Here is a 22,424-nt window from a genome sequence, read left to right as displayed (position 1 = left end):
AACTGCTCCTGACCCACCACTCACTGGCGGGCCGACAGACACAAGCACTCGGTCCGGAGTTGCCTTTGACGCGCCGTCCAAGGGTCGGCCGCCGAGACGGCCTATTGACCGCTGCACAGCGGTGCCTGATGGTAGAGGATGAAGACGGGTTAGGGTGTGGCGTTAAACGGTCTGGGCCATAGTATTAATTGCGCTGCTTGGACGTGATTGTACTCCCCACTCGAGAACGGGCGGGTTCCGGCCATCTGCTGCGCATGCTAACAGCAAGGCGACAATTCCCAGGAGCCGACCTTCAAGACCGCGCAGCTCGAGTCGATTGAAATATTGCCGAGCAGCCGGACATGCGCGTTGTAGGACATTGAGAGCGAAGCCATGGTCGAACGCCATCCCATCTTGCCCTGTTTCAGTGGACAGTTCCAAAAGATCCGGCTGACCGCTCTCCGAAGCGGCTATTTTCCAGTAAAAACCTGCACCCGGACCGTGCACCCGTCGGTGATGGCGTAGGGCATATTCATAACCAGAGGCGTGGTGTCCGGCACGTTTACGGTAAACGATCCCGGCGCTCTCGGCGCTCTCTCGCGTTCTCAGACATCACCACGGCCGTTGCTACGATTGCGTCTACGTCGCATCATTCCGCCGGCTCGGCCGAAACGGACGGTTCTCCCTGTCGCTGCAGCGCCTTCGACCGCTGCAAGCCCCACCAAGCGAACACGAAGTAGATCAGGGTGCACCAGATGGTGACGTCGTAGAACAGCTCTCGATTCACGTAGTAGGCGTAAAGGTCAGGGCTGTTGAATAGCACCCTCCACGCCAGGACAGCCGGCACCAGCAATCCGATGACAATCCATACTGCGCGGATGCCCTTGGTCAGGAGAGACGTGTCCTTGACTTCGGAGTGACCTTCCTTCCTTGCCAGTTTGGCATGGTACTCCTCGACCCGCCTGTTGAAGTCGGCTTCGCGTTTCTCGGCCTCCGGATAGCTTTGGCCAGCGCCCGCGCGCTTGGCCAAGACGGTGTATAGAATGATGGAAAGAAGCCAGGTCGGCAGGAACAGGTAAACGAAGGGGATGATGTTGAGGAAGTCCAGGCCGAAGCCGAACACCAGACAGATGCCCCACGTCATCAGCGCCGGCATGTTGTCCTTTGCGCCCTTCAGGCGGTGCCAGTTGGATTTCAACCCCATGCGCTGAAAGACGCGCTGTTCGGCGAAGACGATGCCGCCGATGGGCACCAGGACCAGACCGGCATAGGCAAGGATGGGCAGGATGCTGCGGTAGATGAACGGGAAGCAGCTGCCGACAACGACGACTGCCCCGACGGCAAGCGTCACTTTCTGGCGCGGAACGCTCGGAAAGACGGCCTGGGCCGCCAGACCGGCGCGATACAGGTTGGGGTTGGCCGTGGTCCATCCGGCAATGATGACAATCACGAAACCGGTGGCGCCAAGCGCATAATAGGCAACGTCACCGGGCGAAACCACGGCAACGCTCAGTTTCATGATCGACGCCGTCGCTGCACCCATCAGCGCCGCGGAGATCCAGGCGACGTAGTGCCCGAACATCATGCCGGTCGCGGTGCATAGACCGTAGACCGATTTCTTTGCGTAGCGCAGCAGCGCCATGTCGACGAGACCGAAATGCGCGAAGGTATTCGCGGCCCAAGCGAAGCCGATGACCTCTATCAACCCGATCCCAGGTTCCCCTTCGGCATTGATACCCGTGAACACCGTCGCCCCCGCAAGATTCACGAAATCCGAGAAGCTCGATAGCGTCGTGTAGCCGGTCAGGGTCTCGTTAAGCGCGGGGATCAGCACCATGCCACCGGCCGTGAACATCACCATCAGCCAGGGCGTGCAAATGGTTGCGAACTCGGCCACCACGTTGAACCCGTAATAGGCTACGACCACGGCTATGATGCTCGCTGATCCAGCAATCAGCGCGAAGTAGACGTTGCTGGGATAAGGATAGGTCTGCGGCGGAATGTCGAACAGCACACGGACCGCGGTGGCCGAGACGGTGATCATCGCTGCGGAAATCGCCACGAAAATCAACACGTTCGCACCGTTGTAGATCCGCGGGACCAAATCGCCCATGTAGTGATCGAGATAGGAATAAAGACTAAGCCGCATTTTGACCGCGATCGGCGCCGTGATGAGCCAGAAGCTCAGCACAGCAAGCGTATTGCCGATGAGCAGTCCGATCAGAATGTCCTCGATCGTCGCGCCCATCGCCACAAATGCGGCGCCGATGACGAATTCGGTCGCTGCGACGTGTTCGGAGCCATAAAGGCCGAGGAAGTGACCGGGCCCATGCAGCCTGTGTTTCGGCACCGGCAGTTGTTCGTCGTCCAATTCGGAGACGGGTTTCTGGTAGGCGTCCGCTGTATGAGTCACGTTTTCCTCCCCTCGTAGCCTTGCGTCTGGAACGTGCCGCGTCGAGATCGTCCGGAGCTGGAGCTAGTCATCGCTGATGAAGCGCGCGCGCTCGATCACCTTTTCGGTCACCCATTGCGCGTTCTTCAGCGCCTCGTCGGTCGGAATCTCGCCTGCAAGCGCCTTCGCGATCCGGGAGCCGACAGCCGTCGCCATGCCGGGAAATTCTGGGATCGCGACGTACTGGATGCCGGTATAGGGCACCTCGTCGACGGTGGGCTTGGCCGGATCGGAGGCCTTGATCGAGGAGAGCACCATCTCGGCGAAGGGCGCCGCCTTGAGATAGTCGCTGTTCTGATAGAGCGATGCCCGCGTGCCGGGAGGCGCGTTGACCCAGCCATCCTCCCTAGCCACGAGTTCGGTATAGTCCCTCGATGTTGCCCATGCGACGAAACGCATGGCCTCGTCCTGGTGCCCGGAACTCGAAGAGATTCCCAACGACCAGACCCAGAGCCAGTTCGCCCGTTTTCCGAGGCCGGTCCCTGGTGCGAGCGCAAAGCCTACCCTGTCCGCGACGTTCGAAGTCTCGGGGTCGGTTATCGTCGACGCCGCGACCGTGGCGTCAACCCAGATCGCACACTTGCCGTTCTGGAAAAGGTTGAGCGTCTCAGTATAGCCGTTTTTCGTGGCATCAGGCGGGCCGTAGTCCCGTACCAGGCTTACGTAGTCGTTGACCGCGCTCGCCCATGCCTCGCTGTCAAACTGAGGTTTCCAGTCGTTGTCGAACCAGCGTGCACCGTAGGAATTGGCCATCGCCGTGATCACCGCGACGTTCTCGCCCCAACCCGGCTTGCCCCGCAGGCAGATGCCATAGACATCGTCGTTCTGCTCGCTGATCTTCGAGGCGGCGCTCCGTATGAAATCCCAGGTGGGCGCGTCAGGCATCTCTAGTCCGGCATCCTCGAACAGGTCAGTCCGGTACATCGTGAAGGCGGACTCGCCATAGAACGGCGCCGCGTAGAGGGTGCCGTCGTGGCTCAGGCTTGTCCTGATCGACGGCAGAATGTCGTCGACATCATAGCCTTCCGGCATTTCGACCAGCGGTGTGAGCCAGCCCCGCTCGGCCCAGATCGGCGCCTCGAACGTTCCGATCATCACGATGTCGAAGCGCCCGGCCCCCGTTGCAATGTCCGTGGTTACCCGCTGGCGAAGGATGTTCTCTTCCAGCGTGACCCAAACCAGCTCTATTCCGGGGTTGTTGGACGTGAATGACGCGGACAGCCTCTGCATCCGTTCCATGTCAGGATTGCTCACGGTCGCAATGGTCAGGGTCGTCTGGGCAGAGGCGGCAGAGGCGGCAGAGGCGGCAGAGGCGGCAGAGGCGGCAGAGGCGGCAGAGGCGGCAGACGCCATGGCCAGGGACGCGACGGCAAGCAACAGTTTTCGCAAAGTCATTACGATCCCTCCCGAACCATTATATTTTGTGTATCAGTAGGCTTCCTTGGGGGAACCGTGTCAACGGGGTGAATCGTGTCAACGTTTGTTAGTAAAAAATCCAAACTCTATGCATTTTATCACGCGCGGAGCCACGCAGCCGTCCCGCATCGGCAGGCCGGTGGACCAGCCGATGCGGAAACGCACGGTGGCGGTTCGGCAGGCTGACGTATGCTATTGGACCATGATCGATCAGAAGGAGGATGCGGCACGCGCCGCTTGGCTCTACTTCGCCCGCTCCTACACGCAAAAGCAGGTGGCCAATCAGCTTGGCATCACGCGCCAGAAAGGCTTTCGCACCCGCCGCGAATGGCCGCTGACGGGATTGCGCCGGCGAGATCCATAGTTCCCCCGAATGTCGGGAGAGGTCCAATCGGTACCTTAACAGAATTGGCAAGAGTGTTAACCATCAACCTCAACGGCTTTCGGAAAAGTTTTATCTTTTCAACCACCATATGCGGCCGACCTGCCGCAGATTGAACCTTTTCCGGGTGATTGGTTAACGGAGCTCCGAGCGCTCGAAGTGGGCGGCTGGCTTCGAGGCGGACCGGACATTGGGGCGGCTTGCAGAGTACTTCCGTGTATCGACCCAGCGGAATCTGCTCTGACAAGACCGTTGTGGTGCTATACAGCGGCTTCTCTGGACATTCCCGGTTCGGAGTCTCGGTGCCAATGAAATACGGAGAATTGCCGTGGCTCTACAGACCCGACGCACTCGACACAAACCCACTCTGGGGCACTATTCTGCGCAACTCCGGTCAACCCCTGAGGTGACGGGTATACCGTCGGCGAGGAGGCGAAACCGGAACCGATGGCTTGAAGGGAGCCTTCGCTTGCTCGGTCGCGATCTGCTCCGCCATCTGCGCCTCTCACCTGCAGATCCGCCCCTGCGCTGCGACGGTGCCATTGCACTCAGTATGATCGCGTTTCCAGCAATGATCGCCCTGGCGTTCACCGTCGCTTCCGCCCGCGCTGAGAACCTTTCCGAGACCCGCCTCTTGCCAGAAAACGGGTTCTTTGGCGCGAACGATGACGGAATTCCCTATTTGTATGGTCAGATCAATAAAGGATTCCTCGCTCATTCCGATGGACAGGACACCAACTTCTTCCCGCTGGTCGACAACGACAACTCCTCGACGCGCGTCGGCATCAAATACGAGGCGAAATGGTGGCCAAACGTAACAATTTACGGAAACATTGAGGGCGAGTGGCAGCCCTATGCCTCGAACAGCGTCAATCAACTCAACAAGGGCGATATCGACTGGGGCGATGCGAATTTGCGCAAGTTCGAGTTGCAAGTCGAGATCGATGACTTTGGCCGCCTCTGGGCCGGTCAGGGAGCCATGGCCTCGGATAGTAGCGCCGAGGCTGATCTCTCCGGAACCACCTTGATTGCATACTCTTCCATCGCCGATACGGCCGGTGGTCAGTTGTTCGCATTCGATGGTGGACGCGGCGGGTTGTCCGGCGTCTCCATCGGCGATGCATATTCGAACCTCGATGGGCTGAGCCGCCGAATGCGCTTGCGCTACGACACACCGTCATTCGGCGGTGCGCGTGTGTCGAGTTCAGTAGGCTACGATGCGCTCGGTGGCGACGACGTTGCCGAGTGGGATATTGCGGCATCTTTCGGCCGCAACGAGGATGGCGAGAGCTTTGCCTTCGCGGCGGCCGCCGCCTACTCGCGCCCCAAGGGAGTCGATGACCGCTTTAGTGCGTCGGCCTCGGTGCTCCTCAAACCGACCGGGCTGTCACTCACCGTTGCCGGCGGCTACGACGCACAGGAGAACAATGCACGCGACCCGGCCTATTTCTATGGAAAGCTCGGCTACTCACCGCCCTGGCTGACGTCGTTGGGCCGGACCTCCTTCGCGGTAGACGTGTATTATGGGCAGGATTTCAACACATTGAACTCCGACAGCCTCAGCTTCGCCTTCGCCGCAGTCCAGAGCATTGTTTATTCAGACACTTCGTTTGATCTTTACGGGATCGTGCGCCACCACGCCTACGATGATCCGGGCGCGAACTACGAAGACGGTCTGTCCTTCATGACTGGAATACGCTGGAAATTCTGAATGGAATTCCCAGATCGCACTGTCTGATCTGATTTCTTGTACGAAGGGTGCTGGCATACGAATTCGAAGACACTGGCTTTGCCGGACCGGATCTTGTCGATCATTTGCCCTTACGTATCAGTGACCTCCTCACACCCCCGACGTGCCGGCCATCGCCCGCTCAGGTAGCGGGCGCGACCGGATCCCGGTAGTCCTCTCCCTTGACCAGCATCGCCCAGAACTGGCGGGCCATTATGAACGCCGGCGCGCCATGGGATAAGTCCGCCTGAAATCAGCGAAACCGTAAGCGGTGCGGAGGGCCCACAGGGGGATTCAGCTTGACGCGTGCTTGAAGTTCCATGGGAGGAGATCGTCGAGGCGCTCGTTGGGGTGACCTCGGGCGATCGCCTCGAGGGTTGCCTTGAGAAAGGCGAAGGGCTCGACGCCGTTGATCTTCGCGGTCTCGATCAGGGAGACGCTGTAAGGCGACATGCGAGTGGCGAGCTAAGGCGACACCCAGTTTTGCGGGCTGCCGCCTCCGGCCAGGAAGGCCCTGAGCATCAGAACTCAGGGGCAATGAATGGGCCGGCACAGCGAAGCGGCTCGTATGACGATCAAGGTTCTGGACGAACGCGGGGCGACGGGTGCGGAGATCGCCCGGTTTCTCGGGGTGAGCGATGGGACGGTCCGGTATCACGTCCGCCGTATGAAGGCGGGCGCGGTCGATGGCCGGAGCGCGCATCGCCCGTCTGAGCGCGGCGATGCGCTCCGCCTGCGGAACGCGAGCGGCACACCGGGCTGCCTCCGCAAGCGCGCCGTTCTTCGGCGCGGACGGCTCGGCAACGCTGCCCGGCAACCCGTTCCAACCACCACCGCGGCCCCCCCACGCGGACCTTCGGGGATGGGCGAGATCTGGAAGACGGAGAGACGCATACCGCAGGCCCCATTTCAGTTGTATTGGCTCCTGCAGAGCGCTTCATCGATCTGCAAACAGCGCCTTTGCGCGCTCGGGGTCCCAGCGGCGCTCGGTGAGGCCCTCGGCCTCCCATTCCAGACGCTCCGCCTCGAAGAAGTCTCCGCCGTAGACGTGGATCGCTCCGGTGTATTTCGAGAGCGGGTTGATCACGGAGTGAATGGTGTCGCGGCCGAGCAGCACCACGTCGCCCGCAGCGAGCGCCTTGGCCTCCGTCGCCTCGATTCGGCCGCCGGCCCCGTCCCGGGTGCGGCGCCAGAAGATGTTGTCCTCGCGGCCCGAATAGATGCCGATCACCGCCCACATGTTGTGATCGTGCGGCATGAGCACCATCTCCGGGCGCCAGACCATATTGAGGATGGTCAGCTCGGGCGACTTGTAGATCGCGTTGAGCCCGCCGGATCGCGGCGCGCCGAGGGCGGCGGTGACGGCGGTGGGGTCGGCCATCGCGCGGCGCAGAACCTCGCCGACCGCGCCATGCGAGGGGCCTCTGCGGACCGCGGTCTTACAGTCCTCTACGAAGGTCTCGAGATTGAACATGGTGCCACCTCCTGAACCGGGCTTTCGGTTAGGATGCGCTCGGCGATCAGTCGGCGCTTGCAGGCAACCTCCAGAACCGCTTGGGAGTCCCTTGATTTTCCTTTAGAAGCGAGGCGCGGGCGGGTCACAGGAGAGCGGCGATCAGATGCGCTTTCTCTTTGCCGATTGCGTGCTGGACACCAAGCGCCACAGGCTTCTCCGCAGCGGCGAGCCGGTGCCAGTCGAGCCCCAGGTCTTCGATCTTCTGCATGTCCTCGCGGAGCGCGCCGGCGAGTTGGTTACCAAGGACGAACTGATCGCCGCCGTCTGGAACGGGCGCATCGTGTCAGACGCAACGATCGCGTCGCGCATCAATGCGGCGCGCACAGCGGTTGGCGACAGCGGCAGGCACCAGCTTGTGATCCGGACGCTCCCGCGGCGCGGCTTCGCTCTGGTCGCCGAGGTGTCGCGCGGGTCCGATGACAGGCCGCAGGGCGCGCCAGAGATGCGCCAGACCGTCCGCATGGTTGCCTCGTCGGACGGCACCGGGATCGCCTATGCCGTCTCCGGCGCGGGTCCGCCCTTGCTGCGCGCCGGGCATTTCCTCACGCATCTCGAGATGGACTGGCAGGGTTCGGTCTATCGCCCGACCATCGCGGCGCTCAGCGCGCGCCACACCCTCGTGCGCTACGACCAGCGCGGAACGGGGCTCTCGCAGACCGATGTCGCCGACCTGTCGATCGAGGCCTATGCGGCCGATATGCTGGCCGTGGCAGACGCGGCGGGGCTCGACCGGTTCCCGATCTTCGCCACCTCGCAAGGCGTTCCGGTATCTGTGCATGTGGCCGCGGCGCATCCCGAGCGGGTGAGCCGGCTCGTCCTCTTCGGCGGCTTCGCACAGGGCCGTGCGCTGCGCAGCGGCAACCGGTCGCACGGTGATGCGGAGGCGCTCATGACGCTGCTCAACAGGGGTTGGGGCAAACCCGAGAGCGGGTTCATGTCGGCCTTCATTGCGATGTTCTGCCCCGACGCCTCGCCCGAGGAGCGGACCAGCATCGCCAGGAGCCAGCTCGCTTCGGCGACACCCGAGATGGCGGGGCGTATCCGCCGGGCGATCGACCGGTTCGACGTGACCGAGAGCCTCGCCAAGGTGCGGGCGCCGACGCTCGTCATGCATGCCGACGGAGACGCGATCCATCCGGTGGCCCAGGGCCGGCTGCTAGCGGCGAATATTCCAGGCGCAGAGTTCAAGCTGATCCATAGCAACAATCACATCATCCTCGGTTCATCCTGCACCTGGGATGAAATCATCTCTAAGGTTATAGAATTTATAAATATATAAGGCAAAAATTAACCTGTTATTTCCTGAGTTGTTCCGAAGTAAATCACTACACTTGCACACCGACGGGATACAAGTGCCTTCCTCTACATGTCATTCCGGAAGGGTCTCAAACGGCCCATCTTCCAAATAAAGGTTATATCTGGAAGTGCCAAGCGCTTCGCAGGCCCCTGGAAGCCCTTCCCAGCTGGGCAAAATTCGGAAGATACGCCGAGCGGTTGTATTGCGGTGTGCCGTTCAGCGTTCCGCAGCGGTGGCCCGGGGTTCGAAGACCAGTCGGATGAAGTCGCGATAGAGCAGCATCTGGCGCGGCAGCCGCGACTTGTCACCGACCGCCTTGGATAGGATGATGCCGCCATCGGCCACCACCGACAGCATGTCGGCCAGATCGTCGAGATCGATGTCGATGCGCAGCTGGTACTGTTGGGTTATACGGTCGAGACGCGTTCGGATCATGGCGCGCCAGATCAGCACCGCCTCTCCGGTGAGCCGCCGCACCTCCCGGTCGAAGAGCTGCTCATGGTAGCAGACCGAGGCGACGATGCAGCCCGGATGCGTTGCCGGCAGATCCTCGAACAGCTTCGCAAGCATCTTGAGCGCGATCAGGAAGCTGTGCAGCGGGTCCTCGCTCAGCGTGTCGGCCTCGGCGAAGATCCCGCTCAGGATCTCGCCGTCCTCCTCGACATAGCGCTCGATCAGCGCCTGCGCGAGCATCGCCTTGTCGCGGAAGTGGTAGAAGAACCCGCTCTTCGAAATGCCGACCTCGGCGATCAGCTCGTCGATCGAGGTGCCGGAGAAGCCCTTGGCCAGCACGGCTGCCTCGGCGGCACGGAGAATCTGCTGCCTGGTCGATGAGGGCGAGTTCGCCAGTTTCTCCGCCATCGACCGGCCCTCCTCGGCCTTCAACTGTACCGCCGGTACTGTACCACGGGTGCGGTCCGCACGGTCAAACCCGTTGCCGGACCCGGCGCAGCGTGGCGCAATTTTCTCACAAGCCTCTGATTTAAAACAGAAAGCAGGAAATTCGGCCGCCTGACCAATGAGTTCACTGATCCTGGCACGTGCCGATGGATAGATCTGCGCCCAGGGTTTCGCGGCCTCCGCAGGGTGCGGGCTTGTCGCGCTCCCGGTGCGCCAACGCGCACGACCGTTGCGATCAAGGAGAAGACCGATGCATTCCGACCGGCAGAACAATCCGCTTACCGGCGCCTCGTCAGAGGCAGCCGAGCATTTCGACGCGGCCCTGCGCGCCTTCAACATCTATCGCGGGGACCCGGTGGCCATGGCCGACAGCGCCATCGCCGCGGCGCCGGACTTCGCCATGGCGCACATCCTCAAGGCCTATCTCTTCGCGCTTGCGACCGAGCCCGAGGCGGCAGCGGAAGCGCGCGCCATTGTGGCGACGACGAAGCTCCTCGCCGCCACCGACCGGGAGCGCTCGCATATCGCAGCGCTCGACTGTCTTCTGGCGGGCAACTGGACGGAGGCCGCACTTCGGCTCGATCATCACAACATGGCGTTCCCGCACGATCTTCTGGGGCTCCAGGCAGGACATCTGATGGATTTCTATCGTGCCAACGCGCGCAATCTGCGCGACAGGCTGGCGCGCGCCCTGCCGAAATGGTCGGAGGACATGCCGGGGTACGCCGCCCTGCTCGGCATGTACGCCTTCGGGCTCGAAGAGACGGGCGACTATGCCCGGGCCGAGGCCATGGGCCGGGAGGCGGTGGCCCGCGATCCCCTGGACTGCTGGGCGCATCACGCGGTCGCGCATGTGCTCGAGATGCAGGGGCGCACGGAAGACGGCCTCGCCTGGATGGACACGCGCGAGCCGCACTGGTCGGGCGACGACAATTTCTTCAAGGTGCACAACTGGTGGCACAAGGCGCTCTACCATCTCGATCTCGGCCAGTCCGGCGAGGTGATCGCGCTTTACGACGCCCGCATCCGAGGCGATGCCAGCCCGGTCGCGCTCGATCTCGTCGATGCCTCGGCGCTGCTCTGGCGGATGCATCTCGAGGGGCACGATGTCGGGCCGCGCTGGGACGAGGTCGCCGCAGCCTGGGACGCCCATGCGGACGGCAAGCTCTATCCCTTCAACGACTGGCATGCCGCCATGGCCTATCTCGGCGCCGACCGGAGCGGCGAGGTCGACCGCATCGTCGGAGCCTACCGCTCCGCCGAGCCGGACTGGACCGAGACGGCTGGCTGGGCGCGCGAGACCGGCCTGCCGCTGATCGAGGGGTTCCGGGCCTTCTGGCAGGGCCGCTACGCCGATTCGGCCGAGCATCTTCACGCCGCGCGGTTCATCGCCAACAGCTACGGCGGCAGTCATGCGCAGCGTGACATCATCGACTGGACCCTGACCGAAGCGCTCCTGCGCGGCGGCAACACTGGCGGCGCCGAGGCGCTGGCGGGCGAGCGCCTCGCGCTCAAGCCGCACAGCCCTGTCAACCGCCGCTTTCTGAACCGCGCCCGAGCCGCGGAGCCGGCACCGACCCGCGCCGCCTGAGAGCCGGCGCCCGGCGCCGCCAATCTCAGTCCGACCACATCCCGGGCGGAGGGAGCGAAGGCTTTCTCCGCCGCCATCCCATGCGTCCCGGATGCAACGTGAAGGAGAAGACGATGAGCCCTTTCTGGAAGCGCCTGGCGCAGCGGAGGGCCGCGAAAGCCCTTCCCTGCTGGTCATACTGGAAGATTCCAGAGCGTGGGTCAGACCGCGATCTTGACATCGATCACGCTGTCGACGGCGATTCGGATTGGCGTATGAAGGTCTATCTCGGTGTTGTCACTTCTGATCGAGGCGACCAGGGCATAGCGAGTGCGCTGCATACGAACGTCGCCTCGCGCTCGCCTGCGCCACCATCCCGTCACCGGAAGGACGGCGATAGTGTCGCGGGTAAGGAGGTCGACAGCCGGACCGCGCCAGATGTTGCAGTGAAGGGAGCCCGCATTGGTTGGGGTCTTCTCGAGGAGCCACCTCCCGTCGTCGCCGTCGCCACGGCGCTGGACTGCGCCCCTGGGGCCGGACAGGTTGAGGCAGGAGAACTCCCCACCTGAGGTCGGGCTTTCGGAGTATGAGAGCCCATGCGCAGACACAGACGCCACAGCACCGCCTTCAAGCGCCAGGTCGTCGAGGAGTACCTCGCTGGCGCCGCGCTCAACGCGCTATCGAAGGAGCATGACATTTTCCGGCATCTGATCCGGGTCTGGATAGAGAAGTACGAGGCCGGCGAGTTCGACGAGGAGATCGAGGCGGCCAACACGCATCACGAGGCCCAGGCGAAGATCGCCGCGCTCGAGCGGATGGTTGGCCGCCAAGCCCTCGAGATTGAGTTTCTAAAAGGGGCTCTCGCCTCGAAACGATTTCGGAGAAACGCGGCTACATCCGCGATCACCGGCCCCGTGGCATCTCCGTCAAACGAGGATGCGAGCTGATGGATGTCTCACGCTCCTCCTTCTACGCCGAACCCGACCTGACCCATGCCGAGGCGATGATCGTCGATGAGATCAAGGCGATCTGCGCGGCCTCGCCCGCCTACGGATACCGGCGCGTCGACGCCGAGCTCCGGCACCGATCCACAATCGTGAACTCCAAGAAGGTCCGGCGCATCATGCGCGAGCAGGGTCTGCAGCCGAAGCGCAAGCGCCGGTTCGTCGCGACCACAGACAGCAACCACGATGGCCCGGTCTTTCCAAACATCGCCAAGGGCTTCGAGGTTCACGCGCCCGATCATCTCTGGGTCGCAGACATCACCTATGTCGAACTCGCCTCCGGCTTCGCCTATCTGGCCGTCATCATGGACGCCTGGTCGCGCCGGATTGTCGGCTATGCCCTCGATCGCAAGATCGATGCGCGCCTCGTGACCGCCGCGCTCAAGGCCGCGATCGCCTTCCGCAGGCCGCTGCCGGGCACGGTGTTTCACTCGGATCGCGGATCGGTCTATGCCTCAAAGGCTCACCGGAAGCTCCTGAAGCGCCATGGCTTCGTCGGTTCGATGGGCCGGCGCGGCAATCCCTATGACAACGCCCAGGCCGAGAGCTTCATGACGACGCTGAAGGTCGAAGCGGTCTACGTGGCCGGCTACGAGACCTTCGAGGACGTCGCCGCCCACCTTCCCGGTTTCATCGAGGAGGTCTACAACGAAACCCGCCTGCACTCCGCGCTCGGCTACTTGAGCCCCGCGCGCTACGAGGAGATCAACCGCCCGGCCCTGGTCAAAACCGCTGCCTCAACCTGTCCGGCCCCAGGGGCGCAGTCCAGAGACAGGCCGATTTTTTCACCCAAGGCATCAAGGTGCGTATCCACGTCAGGCCTTTCGACAATCCATGGCGAGGAGCGCATCGACGGCCTGGCCCTCGCTCGCAAACTCTTCGCGCTTCATCTGCCCGCCGCGGCCGATCCGGCCCCATTCGCGGATCAGCGTGCAACCGCCGAAGAGGTCAGGCTGCAGCGCCAGGCGACAGAACCGGCGCATGTTCTGCGCGGGGTCGATCCGGGTGAGCCGGAGGCTCGTGGGGAAGAGCTCGAGCTGGGTCATGCCCACATCCTTTTCCGCGATGGCCTGCTCCTCCGGGCCGAGGGCATTGGCGTAGATCGCCGTGGTGGAGATGTCCGCATGCCCCACTTCTGCAACAGGTTCAGCGGCACCCCGGCGCCGATGGCGTGAACGCCGTAGGCATGGCGGAGCCCGTGCGCCTTGCGATGCAGTCCCTCCAGGATTTGCGCCGCCGGCATCACCCCCTTGATGAGCACGGCCGCGTGCTGGCGCGTCCAGGGCCAGATCCGGGCCGCGGCCTTGGCGCCGCCGCGCTTCTGCGCCTGGCGGATGCCATGGGCGGCCTGTAGCGTGTCGAGCAGCGCGGGCGGCACCGGCACCGCGCGGTGCTCGATCATCTGATTGCCCAGCTTGTCCTTGCGCTTCTTGAGTGAGCGGATGATGACCCGCTGCCCGCTCATGTCGATCCGGGCAGGGGTGAGCTCGAGCGCCTCGGAGACCCGCGCGCCGGTGAAGACGAGGGTGTCGCAGAGGGTGCGCAGCTCCGGCCGCGCCTGACGGCTGGCGGCAAGGAACCGCTCGCGCTCCTCGGCGGAGAGGTAGTTGCGCCGGCCTTGATTGTCGAAGAGGCGAATTTCACTCATGCTTCCAGTAACATAGAATACCGGAAGACCTGCAAGTCCGATCAGGTCACTATCCCCATCTTTCGGGCGGAATCGGCCCGGAAACCCCTTTCAGAATTACCTTTTCTGGAAGATCGAGGGCTTGGGGGCCTTCCGGTATGACCTGTACAGGAGGAGGGCCGCTGCCGGCCCCGGTGGCGCTCCTGCTCTCGGGCCTCGGGGCGCTCGGCGCGCTCAGGGCCGACCGCGGGCCTCGGCCCGGATGAGCGCGAGGTTGCGCATTGAGAGAACCCGCCTGCCTCGATCAATCTTGCGGTTCTGCCGCGTAACGTGGGCGCCAGAAGGGTGAAGAGAAGGCGCGGCGCTTTGGCGCTAGCCCGGTTCATGCACGAGAGTTGGCGTGCCGAGCGGGGATTGTGCCCTGGATGATGGTCGTGTGGCTGCGGCCATGCTGTCTGGCGCGCTCGCGGTGCGGCGCGGTCATGGATGTCAGGTTCTGGGGTTTCGGCTTCGGGGTCATCTGCCGACCGATGCCTGCAAGCAGCTCCTGCCGATCCTCCTGGCGCTCGGCCGCTGGGGGATGGACTGGACCCGCGGCAACCTCGAGGACACCGACTACGATGTCGAGCTGCTGATGCTCTATCTCGAGCGGAGCGTCCGGCCGGAGAAGCTGCCGAACGCCAGGGCGGTGATCCGGTTTCGCTTCACCGACGTCGACGACATGCCGGACTGGTGGATCGTCGTGGGCGGCGACGCGATCGACATCTGCACCGCCGATCCCGGCAAGGAGGTGGACATCTACATCACCACCAGCGTGCGGACGATGACCGAGGCCTGGATGGGCCGGATCACCTATCGCCAGGCCAGGGCCGACGGCTCGTTCGAGGTGCATGGCCCGCCGGCCCTGACCCGCAACATCAGCACCTGGCTCGCCGACTGCATCTTCGCCGACCTGCCGGAGCCCTCCGAAATCCTCGGAAACGCCGGAAGCACGACCGACATATAGCCCTGATTAGCTAAAGTGTCTCGTAGCGAGCCTTCCAGAATCCGCCAGACTGCGCGGCGCTGCACGCCCTTCAAACTTGTCGGCGCCAGTTCGGAAAGGTACCTATGAATTCATAAGATTCATAAGGTGGTGGCGATAGATTCATAAGGTGGTGGCAATGTCGATTGCCCGGCTGCGCGCGTTCCATGCCGTCGCTCTCGAGGGGACGATACAAGGGGGCGCCAATCGCTTGCATATCTCGCAGCCAGCGGTCTCGCAGCACCTGCGTCAGATCGAAGAGATGACCGACAAGCCGATCTTCCGGCGCAGCGGTCATCGTCTGGAGCTGAGCCCGGACGGGCAGGTTCTCTTCGATGCGGTGGACCGGATGCTCCGCGCCGAGCATGACGCCCAGCGGGCGCTGAGAGGCCCGGACGGCGGCATGGGCGGGACCCTTGTGGTCGGCTCCGACGGGCCGTTCAACGTGCTCGATCTCGTCAGCGAGCTGCGCCGGCGCAATCCGGGCATCCTGGTCGAGGTCAAGCTCGGCAACGCCGCGAAGATCTGGGCGGATCTTCTGGATCTGAGGATCGACGTTGCGGTGATCGCCGACTCCCCGGAGGATGCGCGAACCTATCGCGAGGAGCTCGCGCGGCTCAGCCTCGTGGCGCTCGTGCCCTCAGCCCATCCGCTGGCCTCGGCCCGCGCGCTCGCGCTCGAGGATCTTGCCGGCGAGCCGCTGATCTTCCGCGAGACCGGGTCGAGCACGCAGCGCCTGCTCGGCGAAGCGCTGGCGGGCCGCGGGCTCGACATCGCGCCGACGATGGTGCTCGGCAGCCGCGAGTCGGTCTGTGCGGCGGTGGTGCGCGGCCTCGGGATCGGCTTCGCCTTCGATTGCGAGCTCAACGAGGATCCGCGCGCGCTCGGCATTCCCATCGCGGGCTTCGAGGAGATCAGCACCGATCATGTGGTCAGCATGAAGGCGCAGCAGGGCAATCGGCTCGTGCGCGCCGTCTTCGCCTGCATCGGCGATGTCGCGCAGCAGCGCCGGCGCTGAGCGCCGGCGCGAGGTGGTGGGCGGCCGGCGCAACAATATAAGTCCAGCTTATGATTTTTCGATAGGAATAATATGCGCTCCTCCCAACATGGGACTCAAGGCAGAGCGAGCCGCCCTCGTCCCGACCGGGCGCCCTCGCCAAACCGTGGCAAAGGAGGCCCTCCCATGGCGACCAAGCTCACCGACAGCAACATCGAGAAGATCAAGAAAGAGATCCGCGTGAAGGGGTTTCGCACCAAGTTCTGGCGCGAGTATCGCGCCGGCGCCTGCCGGGGCAACGGGGTCGCCAAGGAACTCGACAAGCTCGAGAAGCTCGGCCTGCCGCAGAGCGGCGATCCCTCCAAGGCGCCGATCGAGAACATGTCGGAGATCGTCTTCGCGCTGACTGATCTCGAGGGCGCCATATATCGCGCGTCCACCAAATGCGGCCGCCTGCAGAAGCACAGCAAGGAGTTCTGCCTCGAGTACAAGAAGTTTATCCAGCGATACTACAAGGTCGCGCAGAAGCTCGCGAACGGCGGCGGCGGGGAGCTGATCGCCGAGGTCAAGGCGGAGCGCCGCGAACTCGAACGCCAGAAGCGCGAGGAGGAGGCCCGCCGCCGCGAAGAAGCCGAGCGCGAGCGCAAGGAGATCGCGGCCAGCAAGAAGAAGACCGAGGAGGAGCTCGTCAAGAAGGTCGAGAAGGACGAGACGCCCGAGGAGATCGCCCGGGTGCGCGACAAGCTCGAGCATTCGATCATGATGCTCAAAGAGATCCCCGCCGAGACCGACGCGGTCGCCTTGAATGCGCAGAAGGCGCGCCGGGAGATCGACCGGCTGATGACCGCCTGGGAGGGCGGGCGCGACAAACCCGAGGTCAGCGTCGGCAAGCTCGACAAGGCGGTAGCGGTGGCAGTGCAGAAGACCGCGCCGAGCTTCGGGCTCGACAAGGCGGAGAACCTGCTGCTCTCGCTCCAGTCGCACAAAGGCTCGGCCCTCGACTGGATCAAGAAGGAGACGCTGCGCCGCCAGGACAAGTCCGTGACCGGCGAGCTCAAGAAATCGGTGGAGGCCGCTACCCGGGGGCTCGCCGCCGCGTCGCGGGAATACGCGGCCTATGTGCGGGCGATGAAGCAGGCCTACGCCCGCATCAAAGAGGCCAACAGCCAAAGCGCGTCTCAGGCCGCCTGATGCACCAGCCGGCTGGGCAGGAGATGGGCAATCTTCCAATGTCGCCCAGGCTGGAAGGCGAATCTGCAGCCTTGGCGTGCGTCATGCTTCCAGAAAGAGCCCACACCGGAAGGTGGCGATTTCGGCAGGTGGGGCGGCTTCGAGGTGCTTCTCAGAAGGCCCCGAAAACCGTGGCAAGCAGCAGGATCGTCGACAGGGCAAGCATCGGGATGACCACGGCGACCACGAAGATGTCGCCATAAGCCTCCCGGTGGCCAAGCTTGCAGATGCCGAGCACCGTGATGACGGCGCCGTTGTGCGGCAGCGCATCGAGCGCGCCCGAAGAGATGGAGGACACCCTGTGCATCGCCTCGAAAGAGATCCCCTGCTGGCGGGCAAGCTCGACATAGGTCGGCCCGAGCGTGTCCAGCGCGATGGTCATGCCGCCCGATGCTGATCCGGTGACGGCGCTGAGCAGATTGACCGCCACCGCAAGCGACAGGAGCGGGTTGGACTGGCCAAGGCCCAGAACCCACTCGCCGAGCGTCGCGAAGGCAGGCGTCGCGGCAATCACCGCGCCGAAGCCGACGAGGCTCGCAGTATTCGCGATCGGGATGACCGCGGCGTTCGCGCCGGCATTCAGGCTGTCGCCGAGGCTCTCAAGGCGCGGCAGGTTCGTTGCGATCAGCACGAGGATCGCAGTGCAGAGGGCGAGGATGATCGACCAGAGCCCGCGCACCGCCTCGATCGTCGTCGCGCCGAACAGCGGGGTGGCGAGATAACCCGTCTCGAGGCGCGGTGCTACCAGCTGAAGAAACGCCAGGTTCACCGCCACGACCACGACCACCGGAAGGGCCGCGAGCGAGAGGGGCGGAAGGTCCCGGTCATGGCGCCGCTCCTGCTTGATGTCCCTGAGGTCGAGACCGTCACGCCGCGCGCCCTCGAGGGTCCGGACGCCGGGAGGGGGAACCGAATCCTCATGCGCGCCGTAGCCCTCTCCGGCTGACCGGGCCGCAGCCGCCCGGCGCTCGAGCCAGGCGACCCCGAGCACGAGCATGATCGTTCCCGCGATTATCCCGAGGCCTGGAGCCGCGAAGGCCGTGGTCCCGAAGAACGGCATCGGGATCGCGTTCTGGATCGCCGGCGTTCCCGGCAGGGCGGACATGGTGAACGTGAAAGCACCGAGCGCCAGCGCCGCCGGGATGATCCGCTTCGGGATCGCCGCGTCGCGGAACAGCGCGGCCGCAACTGGAAAGACCGCGAAGGCGACGACAAAGAGCGAGACCCCGCCATAGGTCAGGACCGCACAGCAGAGGACCACCGAAAGCACGGCGCGGTCGCGCCCGAGCCTTTCGGTGATGGCATTCGAGATCGCAGCCGCCGCGCCGCTGTCGTCCATCAGCCTCCCGAAGATCGCGCCGAGCAGGAACAGTGGAAAGAAGGCGACGACGAAGCCGCCCAGACCCTCCATGAAGATCTGTGTATAGCTGGCAAGGACAGGCAGGCCTCCGCTCAGGGCCGCGGCGAGAACCGCCATCACCGGCGCCAGAAAGATCAATGTGACACCACGGAACGCGAGGTAGATGAGGAGGGCCAGGGGGATGAGTATGCCAAGAACGCCCAAGGTGCCTGCCTCCGCTACCATGCTGCATTGCGACATGACATTCGCAAACGCAGCACAAGCCTGGCAAGTCCCCGTCGTTCGCCATGGTCGAAGCCGGAATCGGGATACCTGATGCGGCGGTTCACCGAGCCGACATCCGCCGTTCTTCCGGAATTTCCCAAAGGGTCCGATTCCCCGAGGGTTTGTGTCGCACAGCGGGGACTTTACGGGCATCATTCCGGGGCTTCAGTGGGTGATGGAGGGAGAGAAAATGAAAGATCCCAGCGCGCTGATTGGGTCGTGGCGCATGGAGGCATGGACCCGCACGTCGGTAGAGACGGGCGAGACAACCGACGCGCTCGGTCCTTATCCCATCGGGTATATCGCCTATCATCGAGACGGTCGTATGATGGCAACGGTGTTTCGCCGGGATCGGCATCCGCCGAAGGCCGAGGGCTGGACCGTGCCCGAGAAAGCGCAGCTGTTTGACGACATGCTGGCCTATGTCGCATCGTACACGCTTGAGGACGACCGCGTCTTACATGACGTCGACGGCTCTTGGAACCCGAATTGGCAGGGCCTGCTGACGCGCCCGTTCACGTTGGATGGGGATCGTTTGACGATCAGTGGCGCTCCAGGGATCGATCCGGCGACCGGTGAGGAAGTGATCTACCGCATGGAGTTCATAAAGGTCTCGGACAGTCCGAATATGTAAACTTTGTGGCATGTGCTTCCGCGGCCGGACAGCGGACTACCACTGGAACCAACCGCCTGACATCAAGCTTTCGAAGCTTGAAAGCCAATGCCATAGCAGGGTGTCCTTCCAATTATTGCCCAGACCCGAAGCATGCGCATCAGTCGATGGGTCTCCGGCCCACCACGGTGACGAACTCGCCGGGGATCCGGTAGCTCCCATCGGGCGCCCGGCAGGTGGAGACCGAGGACAGGAACTCCCGGCGCACCGCGTCCCAGACCTCCGCCTCGAAGCGCTTGACGGCCAGGGCGACCGGGCCGCCGAGCAGGACCGCATCCGTGACCTCCCGCTCGGACCGGAAGGCAAGCAGCTCTGATTGCCGGTGTTCGCGCACCTCCTCGAGCCCCGCCGCCTCGAAAAGCCGCGCCAGGGCCCCCGGCGCCCCTGTACCGAAGAACAGCGGGCAGACCTCGGATGCCACGCGCGCATCGACGATGGGAAAGACCTCGGCCCAGCCGCAGTTGCGCCGCTCGCCCCAGACCGTCGCGGCAACGGTCCCGCCCGGTCGCACGACGCGCCCCATCTCCGCCACCGCCGCGGCCGCGTCGGGCGTGTACATGAGCCCGAGCGCGCAGATTGCGGCGTCGAAGGCGCCGCTCGGGACATCGAGCGCCTCCGCCGCCATCCGGGCGGTCTCGACATTGGCCACCCCCGCCTCCGCAAGCCGCGAGCGCAGATCGGCAACCATCCGCTCCGAGAGGTCGGTGGCGAGGACATGCCCCTCCGCTCCCACCTGCTCGGCAAGCCGCAGGGTGACCAGGCCGCTGCCGCAGGCGGTCTCGAGGACTTTCTGGCCCGGCTTCGCGGCCGCGACGTCCAACAGCCGGTCATGGGCCGGGCGAAGCTGCGCCTGCCAGCCCGCGTGATAATACGGCGCGGCGGCATCCCAGCCATAGCGCTGAACGCGCAGTTGCAGCCGGGCGTCCATCACATCGCCTCCGCGGCGATCGAGACGGCCATCGTCACGGGCTGGGCATCGCGATAGGCGAGGAACCAGGGGTCGTGCGCAAGCGCCCTGTCGATCATCGCGCGGATCCTGGCACCCTCCTCAAGGCTGACGATCCCGATCGATACCCGGGTCTCTCCCGGAGCGGAGCGCGCGCCCGGCATGGCCAGAACGCCGCGGTTGTCGAAGTCCTGCGCGATCTCGACCCGCACCGAGGCGATGTGCAGACCCTCCCGTAGCGCGGTCATCTTGATGCCGATCGCGAGGCAGCTGCAGATCGCCGCTCTCCCGAAATAGCCCGGCGAGGGGCCGAGGTCCCCGCCCCCGACGGCGCCGGGCATGTCGATGGTCACCGCGTGGCCGTCCTGCTCATAGGTGCAGGTGAGGCCCTCGCGAACCTCGGCCTTCCCGCGATTGGTGACGCGCGCCTGCTCGGGCCGCCGCTCGAACACCGCGATGGCGCGCAGCTGCCCCTCCCGGGCGTGGATGTCTCTGGCGTCGATCTCTCTGGGCATCTGGTCCTTCCTCCGACTTGCTGGAGGGGACGCTCGCATCCGGGCCGCCCGGCCCGCCAGTTCAGCAAATGCAGCAAACCCGCTACACTTTCTGAAGTGGACGCAGGCGGCCGCCGGTGCTGAGATCCGTCCAGGAGGAAACGCCATGTCAGACTCGACCTACCCGAGGTTCTGCCCCGTCGCGATGGCCGCCAGCCTGCTGGAGCCGCGCTGGACCATGCTGATGCTCTGCGAGATGTGGTCCGGCTCGACCCGGTTCAACGAGATCCAGCGCGGCGTGCCGGGGATGTCGCCGGGGCTTTTGTCGAAGCGCCTCAAGGAGATGGAGGCGAACGGCCTCGTGATCCGTCGCCCGGGTGCAGGCGGCCATACGGAATACCTCACCACCCCGCTTGCCGACGAGCTCGAGCCCCATATTCGTGCCCTCGGCGAATGGGCGCATCGCAACATCGACTGCGAGGTCTCGCTGCAGGACCTCGATGCCCGCCTCCTGATGTGGAAGATCCGCGGCAAGATCGACCTCCTGCAGCTGCCCAAGCGCAAGAGCGTCATCCAGTTCATCCTCAACGATCCGCCGAACGAGACTGCCAACTACTGGCTGGTGGCGAAGCCCGGCGAAGAGACCGACCTTTGCTACACCGATCCCAAACACGACGTGGATCTCTACGTGGTCTGCGAGCTGCGCGCGCTCACCTCGGCCTGGATGGGGCATTCGAGCTTCGTGCAGGAGATCGAGGCGGAGCGGATCACGCTCTCGGGGCATGAGCTGATGGCCAGGACCCTTACCAAATGGCTGACGCGCAGCAGCTTCGCTGTCATCGAGAAGCGCAGTCCCGCAGCTGTGCAGGAGAGGCGCGGCTAGCCCGGCAAGCGGCCATCTTCCACAGCGGCCCAGAAGGCGTTGAGATCGGCGAAGAGGTCCCGTTCTCAAATCGCTCGCTCCGCACTGGTCATCCGCGTAATCAAACCGTGCACGTCGCCCAGCACGTACAGGTCCCGGATCTTACCCTGATCGAAGGTAAAGATCGGCATTCCGATCCACCACACGTGCCGTCCGCTCGGAGGAACGCCGAACAGTTCCCGGCGATGGTAACCATGGAAGCGCATTTTGCCGCTGACGTATGAGCCCTCTTCGATCATGGACAGAATGTCGGTCGTGTAGGACGCGAACGTCGTGGTCACCAGATCGACATATCCTGCGAAACCGTCGTGCCCGACGAGGACGGGGCCCAGTGAACCGCGAAAGGTGAAATCGGCGTGGAATAACTCTGGTATCAGGGTCTTGTCTGCGCGATCCCACAACTCCTTGTAAAAGATGCGGACCATTTCCTTCTGGGTCGACAGCTTCATGCCCCCAAGATCCAATTCTTGCTCGTCCATTGGCTGCAACCTTACAGGGTCCCATGTTCTTCAACGATAACAGGCCTTCGCCATGGCGCCAGGCCAAAGGCCAATCCAGACGGGCCATCGGTTCGAGCCGCGCCTTGCAGCGGCTCCACTTCCCATCGCGACGGATGCTGCGCTCGGAGCCCATATTGCGGAT

Annotated in this window: 20 protein-coding genes and 2 pseudogenes; 11 read left to right on the top strand and 11 right to left on the bottom strand. The window is 63.9% G+C overall.

Annotation, left to right across the window (positions count from 1 at the left end; all coding sequences use genetic code 11):
* Window positions 1-628: 628 nt before the first annotated feature.
* Together QSJ97_RS18525 and QSJ97_RS18520 are read right to left on the bottom strand one after the other, a co-directional pair.
* The gene (locus QSJ97_RS18525) at window positions 629-2,392 is read right to left on the bottom strand and encodes a purine-cytosine permease family protein (protein ID WP_285673546.1); all 1,764 of its coding nucleotides are present in this window, start codon (window positions 2,390-2,392) and stop codon (window positions 629-631) included.
* Window positions 2,393-2,455: 63 nt separating this feature from the next.
* Entirely contained in the window at window positions 2,456-3,784 is a 1,329-nt protein-coding gene (locus QSJ97_RS18520) for an ABC transporter substrate-binding protein (protein ID WP_285673574.1), read from the bottom strand.
* Window positions 3,785-4,049: 265 nt separating this feature from the next.
* Between QSJ97_RS18520 and QSJ97_RS18515 the strand changes: the two genes are divergently transcribed.
* Window positions 4,050-4,211: a hypothetical protein gene (locus QSJ97_RS18515; RefSeq protein ID WP_285673545.1), complete on the top strand. Its 162-nt coding sequence runs from the start codon at window positions 4,050-4,052 to the stop codon at window positions 4,209-4,211.
* Between the two features lie 487 nt (window positions 4,212-4,698).
* On the top strand, window positions 4,699-5,940 hold the full coding sequence (locus QSJ97_RS18510) for a porin (protein ID WP_285673544.1): 1,242 nt from the start codon (window positions 4,699-4,701) through the stop codon (window positions 5,938-5,940).
* A 312-nt stretch (window positions 5,941-6,252) separates the two neighbouring features.
* On the opposite strand, the pseudogene QSJ97_RS18505 reads toward QSJ97_RS18510, so the two are convergent.
* Both QSJ97_RS18505 and QSJ97_RS18500 read right to left on the bottom strand, forming a co-directional pair.
* Window positions 6,253-6,393, bottom strand: a pseudogene (locus QSJ97_RS18505) (transposase domain-containing protein); the annotation flags it as partial.
* Window positions 6,394-6,895: 502 nt separating this feature from the next.
* Window positions 6,896-7,432, bottom strand: coding sequence for a hypothetical protein (locus QSJ97_RS18500; RefSeq protein WP_285673542.1), 537 nt, complete (start codon window positions 7,430-7,432; stop codon window positions 6,896-6,898).
* Window positions 7,433-7,577: 145 nt separating this feature from the next.
* Between QSJ97_RS18500 and QSJ97_RS18495 the strand changes: the two genes are divergently transcribed.
* Window positions 7,578-8,753 (top strand): alpha/beta hydrolase, encoded by a 1,176-nt coding sequence (locus QSJ97_RS18495; RefSeq protein WP_285673541.1) that lies wholly within the window; start codon window positions 7,578-7,580, stop codon window positions 8,751-8,753.
* Window positions 8,754-8,987: 234 nt separating this feature from the next.
* Here QSJ97_RS18495 and QSJ97_RS18490 read toward each other — a convergent pair whose 3' ends face one another.
* Window positions 8,988-9,632, bottom strand: a complete 645-nt coding sequence (locus QSJ97_RS18490; RefSeq protein ID WP_285673540.1) for a TetR/AcrR family transcriptional regulator — start codon at window positions 9,630-9,632, stop codon at window positions 8,988-8,990.
* Between the two features lie 289 nt (window positions 9,633-9,921).
* Between QSJ97_RS18490 and QSJ97_RS18485 the strand changes: the two genes are divergently transcribed.
* The 3 genes and pseudogenes from QSJ97_RS18485 to QSJ97_RS18475 form a co-directional block, all read left to right on the top strand.
* Window positions 9,922-11,262, top strand: a complete 1,341-nt coding sequence (locus QSJ97_RS18485) for a tetratricopeptide repeat protein (RefSeq protein WP_285673538.1) — start codon at window positions 9,922-9,924, stop codon at window positions 11,260-11,262.
* A 575-nt stretch (window positions 11,263-11,837) separates the two neighbouring features.
* Window positions 11,838-12,188, top strand: coding sequence for a transposase (locus QSJ97_RS18480; protein WP_285673537.1), 351 nt, complete (start codon window positions 11,838-11,840; stop codon window positions 12,186-12,188).
* A pseudogene (locus QSJ97_RS18475) lies at window positions 12,116-12,937 on the top strand (IS3 family transposase); the annotation flags it as partial. The gene QSJ97_RS18480 and the pseudogene QSJ97_RS18475, both read left to right, overlap by 73 nt.
* 123 nt (window positions 12,938-13,060) lie before the next feature.
* Here QSJ97_RS18475 and QSJ97_RS18470 read toward each other — a convergent pair.
* On the bottom strand, window positions 13,061-13,228 hold the full coding sequence (locus QSJ97_RS18470; protein ID WP_352231112.1) for a WGR domain-containing protein: 168 nt from the start codon (window positions 13,226-13,228) through the stop codon (window positions 13,061-13,063).
* Between the two features lie 59 nt (window positions 13,229-13,287).
* Complete coding sequence (locus QSJ97_RS18465) at window positions 13,288-13,893, bottom strand: tyrosine-type recombinase/integrase (protein ID WP_285673535.1); 606 nt, start codon at window positions 13,891-13,893, stop codon at window positions 13,288-13,290.
* Window positions 13,894-14,320: 427 nt separating this feature from the next.
* Here QSJ97_RS18465 and QSJ97_RS18460 point away from each other — a divergent pair, with 427 nt between their 5' ends.
* From QSJ97_RS18460 to QSJ97_RS18450, 3 genes are all read left to right on the top strand, one after another.
* The gene (locus QSJ97_RS18460; RefSeq protein ID WP_285673534.1) at window positions 14,321-14,878 is read left to right on the top strand and encodes a hypothetical protein; all 558 of its coding nucleotides are present in this window, start codon (window positions 14,321-14,323) and stop codon (window positions 14,876-14,878) included.
* 157 nt (window positions 14,879-15,035) lie between these two features.
* Complete coding sequence (locus QSJ97_RS18455; RefSeq protein WP_285673533.1) at window positions 15,036-15,914, top strand: LysR substrate-binding domain-containing protein; 879 nt, start codon at window positions 15,036-15,038, stop codon at window positions 15,912-15,914.
* 165 nt (window positions 15,915-16,079) lie between these two features.
* A complete protein-coding gene (locus QSJ97_RS18450) occupies window positions 16,080-17,084 on the top strand; it encodes a hypothetical protein (protein ID WP_285673532.1) in 1,005 nt (334 codons plus the stop codon).
* 151 nt (window positions 17,085-17,235) lie between these two features.
* On the opposite strand, the gene QSJ97_RS18445 is transcribed toward QSJ97_RS18450, so the two are convergent.
* Window positions 17,236-18,687 carry a GntP family permease gene (locus QSJ97_RS18445; RefSeq protein ID WP_285673531.1) on the bottom strand — a complete coding sequence of 484 codons (1,452 nt, stop codon included), beginning with the start codon at window positions 18,685-18,687 and terminating at the stop codon, window positions 17,236-17,238.
* Window positions 18,688-18,937: 250 nt separating this feature from the next.
* Between QSJ97_RS18445 and QSJ97_RS18440 the strand changes: the two genes are divergently transcribed.
* Window positions 18,938-19,381 carry a lipocalin-like domain-containing protein gene (locus tag QSJ97_RS18440; protein WP_285673530.1) on the top strand — a complete coding sequence of 148 codons (444 nt, stop codon included), beginning with the start codon at window positions 18,938-18,940 and terminating at the stop codon, window positions 19,379-19,381.
* Between the two features lie 139 nt (window positions 19,382-19,520).
* Here the strand turns inward: QSJ97_RS18440 and QSJ97_RS18435 are convergent, their stop codons facing one another.
* Both QSJ97_RS18435 and QSJ97_RS18430 read right to left on the bottom strand, forming a co-directional pair.
* On the bottom strand, window positions 19,521-20,348 hold the full coding sequence (locus QSJ97_RS18435; protein WP_285673529.1) for a class I SAM-dependent methyltransferase: 828 nt from the start codon (window positions 20,346-20,348) through the stop codon (window positions 19,521-19,523).
* On the bottom strand, window positions 20,348-20,881 hold the full coding sequence (locus tag QSJ97_RS18430; protein WP_285673528.1) for an OsmC family protein: 534 nt from the start codon (window positions 20,879-20,881) through the stop codon (window positions 20,348-20,350). Before QSJ97_RS18430 ends, QSJ97_RS18435 begins: the two co-directional genes overlap by 1 nt.
* 145 nt (window positions 20,882-21,026) lie before the next feature.
* Here QSJ97_RS18430 and QSJ97_RS18425 point away from each other — a divergent pair, with 145 nt between their 5' ends.
* The gene (locus tag QSJ97_RS18425; protein ID WP_285673527.1) at window positions 21,027-21,743 is read left to right on the top strand and encodes a winged helix-turn-helix transcriptional regulator; all 717 of its coding nucleotides are present in this window, start codon (window positions 21,027-21,029) and stop codon (window positions 21,741-21,743) included.
* Between the two features lie 65 nt (window positions 21,744-21,808).
* Here QSJ97_RS18425 and QSJ97_RS18420 read toward each other — a convergent pair whose 3' ends face one another.
* On the bottom strand, window positions 21,809-22,261 hold the full coding sequence (locus QSJ97_RS18420) for an ester cyclase (protein WP_285673526.1): 453 nt from the start codon (window positions 22,259-22,261) through the stop codon (window positions 21,809-21,811).
* Between the last annotated feature and the right edge of the window lie 163 nt (window positions 22,262-22,424).

The organism is Paralimibaculum aggregatum, assembly GCF_030270585.1.
In the GTDB taxonomy this organism is placed as follows: Bacteria; Pseudomonadota; Alphaproteobacteria; order Rhodobacterales; family Rhodobacteraceae; genus Thermohalobaculum; species Thermohalobaculum aggregatum.
The sequence above is the reverse complement of the archived record's forward strand: the minus strand, read 5'-3'. Positions and strand labels throughout refer to the sequence as shown.